The 13,668-nt window shown below is 45.0% G+C and carries 12 protein-coding genes; 6 read left to right on the forward strand and 6 right to left on the reverse strand.

The features are described 5' to 3' along the window. Positions 1-447: 447 nt before the first annotated feature. Genes gpmI through HMPREF9431_RS07945 form a run of 3 tightly spaced genes read left to right on the forward strand, consistent with a single transcriptional unit; the run spans position 448 to position 3,278 of the window. Positions 448-1,974, forward strand: a complete 1,527-nt coding sequence (gene gpmI, locus HMPREF9431_RS07935; protein WP_004380712.1) for a 2,3-bisphosphoglycerate-independent phosphoglycerate mutase — start codon at positions 448-450, stop codon at positions 1,972-1,974. A gap of 3 nt (positions 1,975-1,977) precedes the next feature. Then, positions 1,978-2,643, forward strand: a complete 666-nt coding sequence (gene ung / locus HMPREF9431_RS07940; RefSeq protein WP_004380713.1) for a uracil-DNA glycosylase — start codon at positions 1,978-1,980, stop codon at positions 2,641-2,643. A gap of 17 nt (positions 2,644-2,660) precedes the next feature. Beyond that, the gene (locus tag HMPREF9431_RS07945; RefSeq protein WP_004380714.1) at positions 2,661-3,278 is read left to right on the forward strand and encodes a DUF3109 family protein; all 618 of its coding nucleotides are present in this window, start codon (positions 2,661-2,663) and stop codon (positions 3,276-3,278) included. A 122-nt stretch (positions 3,279-3,400) separates the two neighbouring features. Here HMPREF9431_RS07945 and HMPREF9431_RS07950 read toward each other — a convergent pair whose 3' ends face one another. The 4 genes from HMPREF9431_RS07950 to rpsT form a co-directional block, all read right to left on the reverse strand. Next, the gene (locus HMPREF9431_RS07950) at positions 3,401-4,276 is read right to left on the reverse strand and encodes a helix-turn-helix domain-containing protein (RefSeq protein WP_004380715.1); all 876 of its coding nucleotides are present in this window, start codon (positions 4,274-4,276) and stop codon (positions 3,401-3,403) included. Positions 4,277-4,348: 72 nt separating this feature from the next. Continuing rightward, positions 4,349-5,188, reverse strand: a complete 840-nt coding sequence (locus HMPREF9431_RS07955) for an alpha-L-rhamnosidase (protein ID WP_196794579.1) — start codon at positions 5,186-5,188, stop codon at positions 4,349-4,351. A 254-nt stretch (positions 5,189-5,442) separates the two neighbouring features. Continuing rightward, a complete protein-coding gene (gene gyrB / locus HMPREF9431_RS07960) occupies positions 5,443-7,413 on the reverse strand; it encodes a DNA topoisomerase (ATP-hydrolyzing) subunit B (protein ID WP_004380717.1) in 1,971 nt (656 codons plus the stop codon). Positions 7,414-7,875: 462 nt separating this feature from the next. Further along, entirely contained in the window at positions 7,876-8,130 is a 255-nt protein-coding gene (gene rpsT / locus HMPREF9431_RS07965) for a 30S ribosomal protein S20 (protein ID WP_004380718.1), read from the reverse strand. 216 nt (positions 8,131-8,346) lie between these two features. Between rpsT and recO the strand changes: the two genes are divergently transcribed. From recO to HMPREF9431_RS07980, 3 genes are all read left to right on the forward strand, one after another. Beyond that, on the forward strand, positions 8,347-9,069 hold the full coding sequence (gene recO, locus HMPREF9431_RS07970; protein ID WP_025069774.1) for a DNA repair protein RecO: 723 nt from the start codon (positions 8,347-8,349) through the stop codon (positions 9,067-9,069). Positions 9,070-9,629: 560 nt separating this feature from the next. Continuing rightward, positions 9,630-10,475: a DUF3737 family protein gene (locus HMPREF9431_RS07975; RefSeq protein ID WP_004380720.1), complete on the forward strand. Its 846-nt coding sequence runs from the start codon at positions 9,630-9,632 to the stop codon at positions 10,473-10,475. Between the two features lie 6 nt (positions 10,476-10,481). Next, positions 10,482-11,669: a MalY/PatB family protein gene (locus tag HMPREF9431_RS07980; RefSeq protein ID WP_004380721.1), complete on the forward strand. Its 1,188-nt coding sequence runs from the start codon at positions 10,482-10,484 to the stop codon at positions 11,667-11,669. Positions 11,670-11,740: 71 nt separating this feature from the next. Here HMPREF9431_RS07980 and HMPREF9431_RS07985 read toward each other — a convergent pair whose 3' ends face one another. Both HMPREF9431_RS07985 and HMPREF9431_RS07990 read right to left on the reverse strand, forming a co-directional pair. Continuing rightward, positions 11,741-12,280 carry a beta-class carbonic anhydrase gene (locus HMPREF9431_RS07985; protein WP_004380722.1) on the reverse strand — a complete coding sequence of 180 codons (540 nt, stop codon included), beginning with the start codon at positions 12,278-12,280 and terminating at the stop codon, positions 11,741-11,743. 120 nt (positions 12,281-12,400) lie between these two features. Continuing rightward, a complete protein-coding gene (locus tag HMPREF9431_RS07990; RefSeq protein WP_004380723.1) occupies positions 12,401-13,600 on the reverse strand; it encodes an acetate kinase in 1,200 nt (399 codons plus the stop codon). Positions 13,601-13,668 lie beyond the last annotated feature (68 nt).

Genomic DNA, 13,668 nt, shown 5'->3' on the forward strand with positions numbered 1-13,668 from the left:
TGGTTAAAAATAAATGGCCGAAAAGCGGCCGCTATCCATGCAGTGAAAGCGGAATTTGAAAAGACCCCAAAGTGCTTTAAAGAACAAAGTTATGCAGCTGCCGTCGCAATACCTATCACTTTATGCAGTAAAGTGCCCCACTTTATGAAGCAATCTCTATCAAATTACCGCGCAATCTATACGATATTACGATGCAATCTGAAGGGAAATGGTTGAAAAGGTGAGGGGAGAGGTTTGAAAAGAAGGCTTGCTGTCTGCGGTTTAGAGGCATGATTGTGCCTGCTATGTGTCGTGGTGTGTGGGCAATTCGTAATGCTTTCGTGGGTTGAAAATTTATGGTATGTGGGTGTTTGATGCATGAAAAATGCGGCGACGGGCTTTGCTATGTCGTGGGTTTGCTGTAACTTTGTGGGCAATAGAAAAAGAACTTGATTAAAAATAAAGATTATGGCAAAAAAAGCATTATTGATGATTCTCGATGGATGGGGAATCGGAAAACGTGGAAAGGGTGACGTAATATACAATACTCCAACACCTTATTTAGATTATTTGAATGCCGTTTCGCCTCATGCACAACTGCTTACATCGGGCGAAGACGTTGGTTTGCCTGCCGGACAGATGGGTAACTCTGAAGTGGGTCATTTGAATATTGGTGCCGGTCGCATCGTATATCAAGATTTGGTGAAGATTAATAAGGCTTGCCAAAACGGTGATATTTTGAAAAATAAAGGCATCGTTGAGGCCTACAGCTATGCTAAATCGCAGGGTAAGAAGCTGCATCTCATGGGGTTAACCTCTACGGGTGGCGTGCATTCTTCGCTCAACCACTTATTTAAACTCATTGAGATTGGCAGCGAGTATGGTTTGAAAGACCAGGTGTTTGTGCATTGCTTTATGGACGGACGCGATACCGATCCGAAGAGTGGTAAGGGCTTTATTGAGCAAGTGCAGGCTTGTTGCGACAAGAATGGGGCACATATCGCGAGCATTGTGGGACGCTTCTACGCCATGGATCGCGACAAACGGTGGAATCGTGTGAAAGAGGCTTACGACCTTTTGGTAAAAGGTGAAGGCAAACAGGCTACCGATTTGGCGAAGGCAATGCAGGAAAGTTATGACGAAGGTGTGACCGATGAGTTTATCAAGCCTATCAACAACAGCACGGTGAACGGCACAATCGAGGCTGGCGATGTGGTGATTTTCATTAATTATCGCAACGACCGCGCCAAGGAATTGACACAAGTGCTGACGCAAGAGGATATGCCTGCCGAAGGAATGGCGACGGTGAAGGATTTGAAATATTACTGCATGACTCCGTATGATCCTAACTTTAAGCATGTGGAGGTGCTGTTCCCGAAAGAGAATGTGCAGGACACGTTGGGCGAATATCTTTCGCGTTTGGGCAAACGTCAGTTGCATACGGCTGAAACAGAGAAGTATGCGCACGTGACATTCTTCTTTAATGGTGGACGCGAGCAGCCTTTCGAGGGCGAAGATCGCATTCTGGTTCCGTCGCCAAAGGTGGCTACTTATGACCTAAAGCCTGAGATGAGCGCTTTCGAAGTGAAGGATAAATTGGTGGGAGCCATCAACGATGACATCTATGATTTCATTGTTGTGAACTTCGCAAACGGTGATATGGTGGGCCATACAGGTGTATATCATGCCATTGCGAAAGCTGTTTGGGCTATTGATCATTGTGTGGAAGAGGTCGTGGAAGCCGCTAAGAAGAACGACTATGAGGTGATTATCATCGCCGATCATGGTAATGCGGACAACGCAATCAATCCCGATGGAACGCCCAACACGGCGCACTCGCTGAACCCCGTGCCGTTTATTTATGTCACAAACAATAATTCGGCAACGGTGAAAGATGGTCGTTTGGCTGATGTAGCTCCTTCAATTCTTCATATCATGGGCTTGGAACAGCCTGCTGATATGACAGGAGAATGTCTCATCTCTGATAATCGTTAAGCGATGGATGTAAAGATTGAACCCACGTGGAAACAGCAACTTGGAGCGGAGTTTGACAAGCCTTATTTCGCAACCTTGGCCGAACAGGTGCGCCAAGCCTATAGGATGGGGCCGTGTTTCCCGCCCAGTAGGTTGGTTTTCAATGCGTTTAATCTTTGTCCTTTCAATGAAGTGAAGGTGGTAATCATGGGACAAGACCCTTATCATGAGCCCGGACAAGCCATGGGATTGAGCTTTTCTGTGCCCGAAGGGGTTGCTATCCCGCCTTCACTTCAGAATATTTTTAAAGAGATTCAGGCTGACTTGGGGAAGCCTTTGCCCACGAGTGGCGACCTAACGCGTTGGGCTTCGCAGGGCGTTTTGCTTTTAAACGCCACACTTACTGTGCAAGCCCATGCGGCCAACAGTCATCAAGGATTGGGCTGGAGTGTGTTTACTGATGCTGCAATCCGTGCGCTAAGTGCGCATCGCGAGCACTTGGTTTTTATGCTGTGGGGCGGTTATGCGCGCAGCAAACGCAGTTTGATTGATGGGCAACGACATCTCATTTTAGAGTCGGTTCACCCCTCTCCGCTCTCCGCTAACCGTGGAGGTTGGTTTGGAAATCATCATTTTTCGCGGTGTAATGCTTATCTTCGGTCGCATGGATTGACGGAGATTGATTGGTAGGACGTTTCAAAGACTGGATGAAGAAAGAAGATTTGCACATTATTCAAGTAGGTGATGTGCTCGTTTCGCCGGATATTTTCACTGAGAAGTTTTGCTGCGATCTCGATAAATGCCATGGCATTTGCTGTGTAGAAGGGGATGCCGGTGCACCCATAAGCATGGATGAAATTGCCGAAACAGAAGCGGTTTTGGATGTCGTTTGGCCCGATTTGAAGGCTTCTGCACAAGCTGTTATCGACAAACAGGGAGTGGCTTATGTCGATGAAGAGGGCGATTTGGTGACGAGTATTGTGGGAGGAAAGGACTGTGTCTTTACCTATGACCATGAAGGTTGTTGTCTTTGTGCACTCGAAAAGGCCTATCGTGAGGGGAGAACGCAGTTTAAAAAGCCTATTTCTTGTGCACTTTATCCCATCAGAGCCAAAGCATTTGCGGGCGGATTGGTAGGCATCAATTACCACAAATGGCATATTTGCCGCGATGCTGTGGCAAAAGGTGAAGCGCTGAATATGCCGGTTTACCAATTTTTAAAAGCGCCTTTGATAGAACGTTTTGGCGAAGATTGGTATCAAGAGCTATGCCAAGCGGCGGCCGAAATAGGGGCTTTATTAGATGAAACGAAAAAAAATGAATAACGAAAAGGGTTCGTTATTCATTTTTTTGATGTGCTATGATGAGCTGTTTGCGCTCCTTTTGGGGCGAAAGGGATAGGTCTCTCATCTCTAAATGCCATTCCCATGTGCGATGGAAAGCTTGCTTATGCTTGGTTGCGATATTGTCGAGGCGACATGCCTACATGCTCTTTAAAGAACTTTCCCAAGAAACTTTGGTTGGGAAAGTTGAGCAATTCGGTGATGTCTTTAATGCTCTTTGCAGTGGTTTTGAGCAGCACACGTATCTCCATGACGACGTAATAGTCAATCCATTCGTTAGGCGTTCGGTGGCTGGCAGCCTTAATTGACTCGGATAAATACTTATGTGTGATGTGTAATTGTTGTGCATACCAGCTCACACGTCGTTGCACTTTGAAGTTCTTTTCGACTAAAGCAATGTAGTCAGCAAATATCTTATCGGCACGATATTGCTTGCGATTATCACTGCTTTGAATGCGAAACAAGGTGTCACCTAAGTCATAAATCATGGTTTTAAGTAGCGATTTCACAAGTTCTATGCGGAAATGGTGTGCTGTATTGTCGACCATTTTCTGCAACACTTTGAAATAGTTTTCCAACTTTTCAATCTCGTTTGGCTGCAATTTGCAAACGGGATGGGTTTTCGAAAAGATAAAAAGACTGGAGAGTTCATGTATGTTTGCGACAATCTCTTGGAAGAAATCTTCTGAAACCATGATGCCAAATGCACTGCTATCTGCACCGACTTTTGCGTAATCGAGCGTCTGTCCGGGACTGATAATGACAATATGATTGGCCTCTATTTGATGGGGAATGGTGTCGAGTGTATAGTTGAATTGCCCCGAACGGCATACGGCAATGAACAAACAAGCTACTTTTCTGGATACCTGGGGCATGGAGAATTTCGCAATATCTTCTATTAACAACAGGTCTTTATCGATGTGGCTTCCACCATAAAGCTCAAGCGTTGACGCAATAGTAATATCTTGATTTCGTAACATATTGATGTAGATTTGCTCTACAAAGATACAAAAAACGAAGGAAAACAGCGTTGTTTTCTGAAAATAGTCTATTTAATCGTGCCATTTATAGGACAAAGTGGGGCAGACTTCTATCCCTTCTACTTTCTCAATCTGTTCGGATTTGAAGGCACGATCGCCTGTAATCCACAGACGATGTATCGGTTGTAAAGTGAATTTCCTATACGCTTGTTCGTCGGTTTCACCACTGCATTGGTAGTGCAAACCGTTGATATTGACCCATTCTTGCGGGTGTGTATGCCGGAAAGTTACACGCGCATAGCCATAGAAAGCCTGTGGAAAGATGAAGCAAACGGTGTCGCCTTGCACCACAAGATAGTCGGGTCGGAAGATGTGTGTGATGTGTTCTGAGGCATGAATGGTGTTGAAGTCCCCGCCACTTTGCATGCTTTTGTGCTGCGATGGCAGTGCAGGTTGCCACAAGGCAAGGGCACATTCGTTGGTGTTCCATTGCTGTTCTTCGGGCGATGGCGCACGAAATATTTCACTATGGCCTTTGGTTAATGCCACATTTGCATGTCGTGTAAGCCACGAATCGTCACTAACAAAGGAAAAAGGTGTGCCTTCTGCCTGCTCACCATGGTAGGAAATGGCAATCTGTTGTGCTTGCAAATGAGGAAAGGCAGGGCTGAACCATACAGCAATGGTATTGCTGTCGGGCTGCAAAAGGCGCGTAACATCTAACGAAGCATATAGAGGTTGGTCGTCGTTGGGCTGCATTCTGTAGGGCCATCGCTTGCTCTTCAACACATTATAGCCATTTACATAAACCTCAATATAGCCCGTTGTCGCAACGTTTAACCATGCGCGTTTGGGGCGTTGTGCATGGATATAGGTGCGTCTGAACCACACTTGCGAAGTGGAATCAGTCATCGGTGCGCCGATCCAAGCATGTGATAGGGCGGTAGAAGCCAGCACTTGCTCTATCCATACGGATTGTTTTTCCTCAGAAGTTATATTATTCTGTGCACTAATAGGCAATTCGAAAAGCACTAAATGACATAGCAAGAAGAGCTTTATGATGAAACTTCGCTGTGAATAATAGCCTACAAAAAAGCCCCATTCTCGTGATAGAAAGGGGCTTTTCTCGTCTGTTTGAAACAGCATATAATAGGATTTAGAAGACCTTATGCGTCAATATTAGCATAAGTTGCATTCTCTTCGATAAACACTCTGCGCGGTTCTACGTCGTCACCCATCAGCATTGAGAAGATTTCATCTGCTTCTGCGGCGTTCTGAATGGTCACTTGTTTGAGCAAACGCTGTGCAGGATCCATGGTAGTTTCCCACAGTTGGTCGGGATTCATCTCACCTAAACCTTTGTAACGCTGTGTATGTAGTGCCTTATCATCTTCTTTTCCTTCCACATATTTGTCGATAAAGGCCTGACGTTGTTGCTCAGTATAGCAATATTCGCTCACCTTTTTATAGGTACATTTATAGAGAGGTGGTGTGGCAATATAGAGGTGACCATCCTCAATAACCTTAGGCATAAAGCGATAAAAGAGTGTCATAATGAGCGTATCGATGTGCGAACCATCGACATCAGCATCGGTCATTATGATGATTTTGTCGTAGCGAAGTTTATCAATATTGGCCTCTCTGTCGTCTTCTCCTTCAACACCAAAGCGCACACCTATGCTTTGAATGATGTTCATTACCGACTCAGCTTCGAACACTCTATGCCATTGTACCTTCTCAACGTTGAGGATTTTACCACGCAAGGGCAATATGGCTTGGGTGTAACGGTCGCGACCTTGCTTGGCAGAACCGCCTGCAGAGTCACCCTCTACAAGAAAGATTTCGCAATCTTTTGGGTCTTTGTTTGAGCAATCGGCCAGCTTTCCAGGCAGTCCTCCACCCGACATTACACTCTTACGTTGCACACTTTCGCGGGCTTTACGTGCGGCAATACGCGCCGTTGCAGCTAAAACAACCTTCTCACAAATCTTCTTTGCTTCGATGGGATGCTCTTCTAAATAGTTAGAAAGCGCCTCACCTACGGCCTGTTGCACGGCACCTGAAACCTCACTATTGCCGAGTTTCGTCTTTGTTTGACCCTCAAATTGTGGTTCAGCCACCTTAATTGAGATGACAGCTGTTAATCCTTCGCGGAAGTCTTCCCCCGCAATTTCAATCTTAGCCTTTTCAATTTGCTTGGCAATAGATGGCTCTGCATCGGCGTATGCCTTCAGGGTTCGCGTTAAAGCTGCGCGGAAACCTGTGAGATGTGTGCCGCCTTCGATGGTGTTAATGTTGTTGACATAGCTATGAATGTTTTCCGAATAGTCGGTGTTATACATAATAGCTACCTCAATAGGGATGCCTTGTTTCTCGGTTTTCAAGTAGATAACGTCATCAAATAAGTGGGTGCGGTGTCGGTCAACATAGCGCACAAACTCTTTCAATCCATCCTTAGCATGGAACACTTCTTCGCGTGTTTTGCCCTCTTCGTTGGGGCGAAGATCGCGCAAAGTGATGCGAATGCCGGCATTTAAGTAAGCTAATTCGCGCATACGGCTGGCCACAATGTCCCATTTAAACGTAGTGGTTGTGAAGATAGTTGGGTCGGGCCAGAACTGTTGTCGCGTGCCTCTTTTAGTTGTTTCACCAACCACTTTCACAGGATAGAGCGGCTTTCCCTTCTCATACTCTTGTTGATAAATCTTGCCATCACGATAGACTTGCGAGAGCATGTGCGTTGAAAGAGCATTCACACAGCTGACACCTACACCATGAAGACCGCCACTTACCTTGTAAGAACCTTTGTCAAACTTACCTCCGGCATGCAGAACTGTCATCACAACTTCAAGTGCTGACTTGTGTAATTTCTTGTGTTCGTCAACCGGAATACCACGACCATTGTCCTCAACGGTCACGGAGTTGTCTTCATTGATGGTGATTTCAATGTCCGTACAATAACCCGCCATGGCTTCGTCAATAGAGTTATCTACGGTTTCATTGATTAAATGATGCAATCCTTTTTCGCTAATGTCGCCAATATACATGGCGGGACGTTTGCGAACGGCCTCCAAACCTTCCAATACTTGGATATTGGAGGCGGAATAATTGGCCTCGTTATTGAGATTTTCTGCCATTGTTTTGAATCGTGTGATTTATCTGCAAAGATACGTAAAAAGCTGCAATTATAAAACTTTTTGTCATGAAAAAGCATGTGGTACCGCGTGAAAAGATGTCATAACATTTGGAATAATAAGAAGAAAACAGAGTCTTTCTTGGTGAGATGACAAGAAAAAGGGGAACAAATCAGTTAGAGGACGCATTTAAGAAAGCATGGAAAGTGTATGCAACCTCTTTTCCACTTGCCTTTTGGTAAGGCTATTGTAAATGTCTATCCCTTTACTCTTTTATGCTGACAACGTGTGTTGTTTTGAATACTACACCAAATATAAAGACGTTGGACACCATAAGAAATGCCCCTGTCCCATCGCTATTAAACGCTTATCGCATGGGCGGACATCGTGTCTTTGCACCATACGACATGCATAAAGGTCGCAACTTCCGTAGAAATTACGACCCTTACCATTGCAAATGGATGCTTAACCCAATTTGCTGATGTGCTGTGCTAAGCCCGATTTGATGTTAGCTGCCTTGTTGGCATGAATGATATTCACTTTAGCCAACTTATCTAACATTGCCTGAACGACGGGATAAAGCTTCAAAGCCTCTTCTTTGTCGGCAAGCGAACGCAACTTACGTACAGCGTTACGCATAGTCTTTGCGTAATATTTGTTGTGCAACGTTCTCGTCTTTGTCTGACGAATTCTCTTTACGGATGATTTATGATTTGCCATCTTTGCTAATACTTTACTTTTTAATTTGTAGTCCCTAGCAGAGTCGAACTGCTCTTTAGAGAATGAAAATCTCTCGTCCTAACCGATAGACGAAGGGACCATCGCACTTATTTTGCGGGTGCAAAGTTAGTACATTAATTTGGTATAGCCAAACATTTGCAGAAATATTTTTCGCAAGTGCCTGTTTCTCGGGAATAAGAGCTACCTTTGTTCTTGATGATGATTAAGACAAAAGCAATAGTGTTGCATGCGTTTAAGTTTGGCGAAGGCAAGCTGATGGTGGAAATGTTCACCCAAAAACGGGGCTGTGTCACCTTTGTTGTGCGTCCATCGGCATCGCCAAAGGGAGCCATGAAAAAGCAATATTTCCAGCCTTTTACACTGCTCGAGGTGGAGTTTGATTACCGCCCGAAGAACGATTTGCAGCATTTAAAGAGTGTAGGGCTTGCTGTTCCGCTCGCATCTATCCCTTTTGATGCCTACAAACTGTCCATCACCCTCTTCCTTTCTGAATTTACTTTACATGTGGTGCATCACGAACCCGTCAACGAACCCCTGTTTGATTATCTTTTTCATAGCATTGAATGGTTGGACAGTTGCGACCATAATTTTGCCAATTTTCATTTGGTTTACATGATTCATCTGTTGCGTTTCTTAGGGGTTTATCCCAACTTAGACGACTATGTGAGCGGTTGTTATTTCGACATGCGCAATGGATGTTACGTGCGAACGCTGCCTTTGCATGGTCAATTTCTGCCGGTTGAGGACGCAGCCTTGGTGGCAACGTTCTCACGAATGGACTATGCCAACATGCACTTATTTAAACTGTCGCGTGCAGAGCGCAATCGATTTTGCGACATTGTGTTGCACTATTACGCCTTGCATCTGCCGAAATTTCCCGAAATTAAGTCGCTTGCTGTGCTGCGTGACTTGTTTTAAGGTGCAAGATGATACCACAAGGTTGGCCGTTGCCGTAGTGATGGTTGTGGTGCCGCCGTCTCTTTAGAAAAGAAAGGAGCAACAAAGGCCCAGAAAAAGCATCGTCTTTGCAGTGCAATCTGCATGAGATTGTTGCATAATATGATAGCTTTTGCCGCACGAAATGCACCATTTTACAAAGCAAGGGAGTAAGTGGCTCTGAGCAAGCATGATAGCTTAACAACTCACTTACTACAACAACTGATAGGATAGTTTTGGTGTATGGATTGCCATTCCGCAAAGACAACACGGCATAACAGCAGGAATGAAAGGTAATAGGATGCTTTCCTATCAACGCATGTGGATGAGACAAGGTGACACATCATTTGCTTTCACTTCTGCTCCCTCTCTTGATTATTCCCCAAACGACAGGCGTAAAAAGTAGCACTACAAGCCACTTTTAGAAAAAATTACGTCATTTCGTAAATCGCATACGATGAAACTGGCATAGTTTTTGTATCTTTGTAAGCGTAAGAAGAAAATCATACACTATAAAATTGAAACAGAAAAGAAGATAAAAGATGGAAAGTATTCAGAATAAACAATATGGCGGTGAGCGTCCTCTATTTGGTATTCATGACACGAGACTGGAGCATATCACCATCACGGATGGCGAATCGGGGATTAAATGCTGCAAGAACGTGGAGTGTCACGACTCGAAATTCTATGGCAAATATCCTTGGTGGCACGTTGATGGCAGCGTGATTACAAATTGTTATTTTGCGCCTGAGAGCCGTTCAGCTATTTGGTACAGCCAAAATATGGTGATGAAAGACTCGGTCATTGATGGGCCTAAGTTCTTTCGTGAAATGGAAAACCTTAGTTTAGAGCGTGTAACAATCAATGATGCCGACGAGACTTTTTGGAAAGTGAAGGGCATTAAGATTAAAGATGTGACGCTGCACGATGGCACTTATCCCTTTATGTTTTGCGAGGATATCTATGTGGATGGGCTGACAAGCGACAGCAAATACATCTTTCAATATTGCAAAAACGTAGAAGTTCACCATGCCAATATCACAACGAAAGACAGTTTTTGGGAATGCGAGAATGTGGTTGTCTACGATAGTGTGCTCGATGGTGAGTACTTAGCTTGGCACTCTAAGAACATCAAATTGGTGCGTTGTCACATCAAAGGTGAACAACCATTGTGCTATTTGGATGGCATCGTGTTGGAAGACTGCACGTTTGATGCCGAGTGTGACCGCACATTTGAAGATAGCAGACACATTGATGCGTCGATAAAGGGCAGCATTATGGAAATCAAAAACCCGATTAGTGGGCGGATTGTGGCCGACGAGATTGGCAAAATCACTTATAATGCGTTTGCAAAAGGTAAGGATTGCGTGATTGAAACGAGGAAATAAACGGCAATGGAACCATTTGATTTTGATAAAATCATCCCGCGACGGGGCACAAATTCCTACAAATGGGATGAGCCAAACGATGCCGATGTGCTCCCTATGTGGGTGGCAGACATGGACTTTCCCACGGCACCTTGCATCATTAACGCCTTAAAGAAGCGCGTTGAGCATGGCATTTTTGGCTATACTTTTGTCCCCGATAGCTATTACGAAGCGCTGATTCATTGGTTTGAGCGGCGTCATGGGTGGCATATTCAGCGCGAAGAGGTGCTCTATACCACGGGCGTTGTGCCGGCCATCGCCTGTGCTTTAAAGGCTTTAACGTTGCCAGGTGAGAAGGTGTTGGTGCAAACTCCTGTCTATAATTGTTTCTTCTCATCGATTAAGAACTGTGGATGTGAGGTGGCAGAGAACCCTCTCCGCCGTGAAAAAGACAGCTATATCATCGATTTTGACGACTTCGAACGTAAGTGTTCGGATGAGAAAACCACGGTGTTTTTGCTTTGCAATCCGCATAATCCGTCGGGACGCGTGTGGACAAAAGCAGAATTGCAACGCATGAACGACATCTGTTTGCGACATGATGTGCGCGTGATTGCCGATGAGATTCATGGCGAAGTCATCATGCCGGGCTATCGTTTTCAGCCTTTTGCTGCGGTAGATGAGGCGTGCAAAGCCAACAGTGTGGTGCTCAACTCGCCCACAAAGGCTTTTAATATTGCGGGATTGCAGATAGCAAACATCATTTGTAGCGATGCAAGGTTGCGCAGAAAGATTGACCGGGCCATCAATATCAATGAGGTTTGTGACGTCAATCCATTCGGCGTTATCGCGCTACAGGCGGCCTATAATGAAGGAGAAGCGTGGCTCGATGCACTCAATATTTACTTGCATGAGAACTATCTTACGTTGAAAACCTTTATCCATGAGCAGCTTCCTGCACTTGAAGTGTGTCGCTTAGAAGGCACTTATTTGGCCTGGGTGGACATTCACCGCACGGGATTAACGGCCGATGGGGCCTGCAAGAAGCTGCTGCATGAGGCAAAACTCATGCTGAATAGTGGTACGATGTATGGCGAGAAACAAGGTGGACATTACTTGAGAATTAATTTGGCATGCCCAAAAACAACGCTTGTCGAGGGCTTACATCGACTCAAAAAAGTGTTGACTTTGGAGATGAATAACCCAAAGGGATAGGGGTTTATCCTGCGATAGTGCTCTAAAAAACGGGGCTTCTCCCTATGATGTATAAGGAGAAGCCACGTTTTTTATACGGCAGTAAGTTCCCCGGTGACCGAATTGATGATGAAACCGCGCACGGAAACGTCATGAGGTACTAAGGGATGATGCTGAATAACATCAACGGTATGGCGCACTGATGCCTCGGTATCGTGAAAACCTTCCAACCATTCGTTGAGGTTTATGCCACTCCGGCGGATGGTTTCCAACGTAGAATCGGCAATACCTCGCGCTTTCATGTGTGCATGAAACGCGTCATAGTGCATGTGACAGGCGCCACATTCTGAATGAGCCACCACCATAATCTCATTTACTCCCAACTCAAAAATAGCTACAATGAGGCTGCGCATGGCCGAATCGAAAGGCGAAATGACCAAGCCTCCGGCGTTCTTAATGAACTTAGCATCGCCATTTTTGAGACCTAAAGCGGCCGGAAGCAGCTCGGTTAAGCGCGTATCCATGCACGAAAGTACGGCCAAATGCTTGTCGGGATATTTGGAAGTGATATACTTTTCGTAACCTTTCGCGGCTACAAACTGCTGATTATATTGGAGAATTTCATCCATCATAGCTTGTCATGTGAAGGGTTTCTATATCCAAACCTGCTACAAGAGCAAAACAAAAGGGTGGACACTGCTTGCGCAATGCTCACCCTTTTGCTGAACTGTTAACCATAAAGTTGCTGCTATTTATTGCGTAACGAGCGCTTTTGTGTCGCGCGCAATAACGATTTCTTCATCAGTGGGTACGACAACTACTTTCACTTTGCTGTCAGGAGTAGAAATGATGGCTTCCTCACCATGAATGGTTGCATTCTTTTCTACATCGATCTTAATACCCATATACTCAAGACCTGCACAGGCTTTCTCGCGTGTTCCCGTTTGATTTTCACCTACACCGGCCGTAAAGACAATGGCATCTACACCGCCAAGTGCTGCAGCATAAGCGCCAATATATTTCTTTATGCGATAGTCATACATCTTCATCGCCAGCAAAGCACGCTCATTCCCATCCTTAGCGGCTTGCTCAATATCGCGCATATCGCTTGAAATTCCGGTAATTCCTACCACGCCACTCTTCTTGTTTAGATACTCAGACATCTCGTGAGGTGTCATGTTTAGCTTCCTCATAAGATAAGTAACTGCCGACGGATCTATATCACCACAGCGCGTACCCATCATCAAACCTGCCAACGGAGTGAGCCCCATTGAGGTGTCAATTACCTTTCCATTGCGCACAGCTGCTACGCTTGCACCGTTGCCTATATGACAAGTTATGATCTTAGAATGGTGAATATCCAAACCTAAGATTTCGCAAACGCGCTGCGATACATAACGATGTGAGGTGCCATGGAAGCCATAACGACGCACATGGTATTGCTCATAAAGGTTGTAAGGGATGGCATAAAGATAAGCATAATCGGGCATGGTGCTATGGAAAGCATTGTCAAACACACACACTTGTGGTGTGTTAGGCATCAACTCATCCACGGCTTTAATGCCTTTTAAATGCCCAGCATTGTGCACAGGTGCAAGATCACAGAGGCTTTCTATATCCTTTTCAACCTGCGGAGTGCAAATAACACTTTCCGTATAGATATCACCTCCTTGCACGATACGATGCCCTACGGCATCTATTTCATCAAGACTTTTGATAGCACCAAACGTTGGATCGAGCAAACAATCAAATACAAGGCCAACGCCTTCCTTATGGGTTGGCAGGTCGGCCATAATGGTTTTCTTCTCACCATTGGGCAGTTTCACCTTGATAAAGGCATTATCTATGCCAATTCTCTCGACACCTCCTTGTGCCAACACCGACTCATTATCCATGTTGTAGAGCTTATACTTGATAGAACTGCTCCCACAATTTAAGACTAATACGTTCATAAATGGATTTAATGTGATATGTGATACGTTGAATTTGAATGATTTTTCAGACCTTTTGTGCAGCAAAT

The organism is Segatella oulorum F0390 (assembly GCF_000224615.1).
Classification (GTDB): domain Bacteria; phylum Bacteroidota; class Bacteroidia; order Bacteroidales; family Bacteroidaceae; genus Prevotella; species Prevotella oulorum.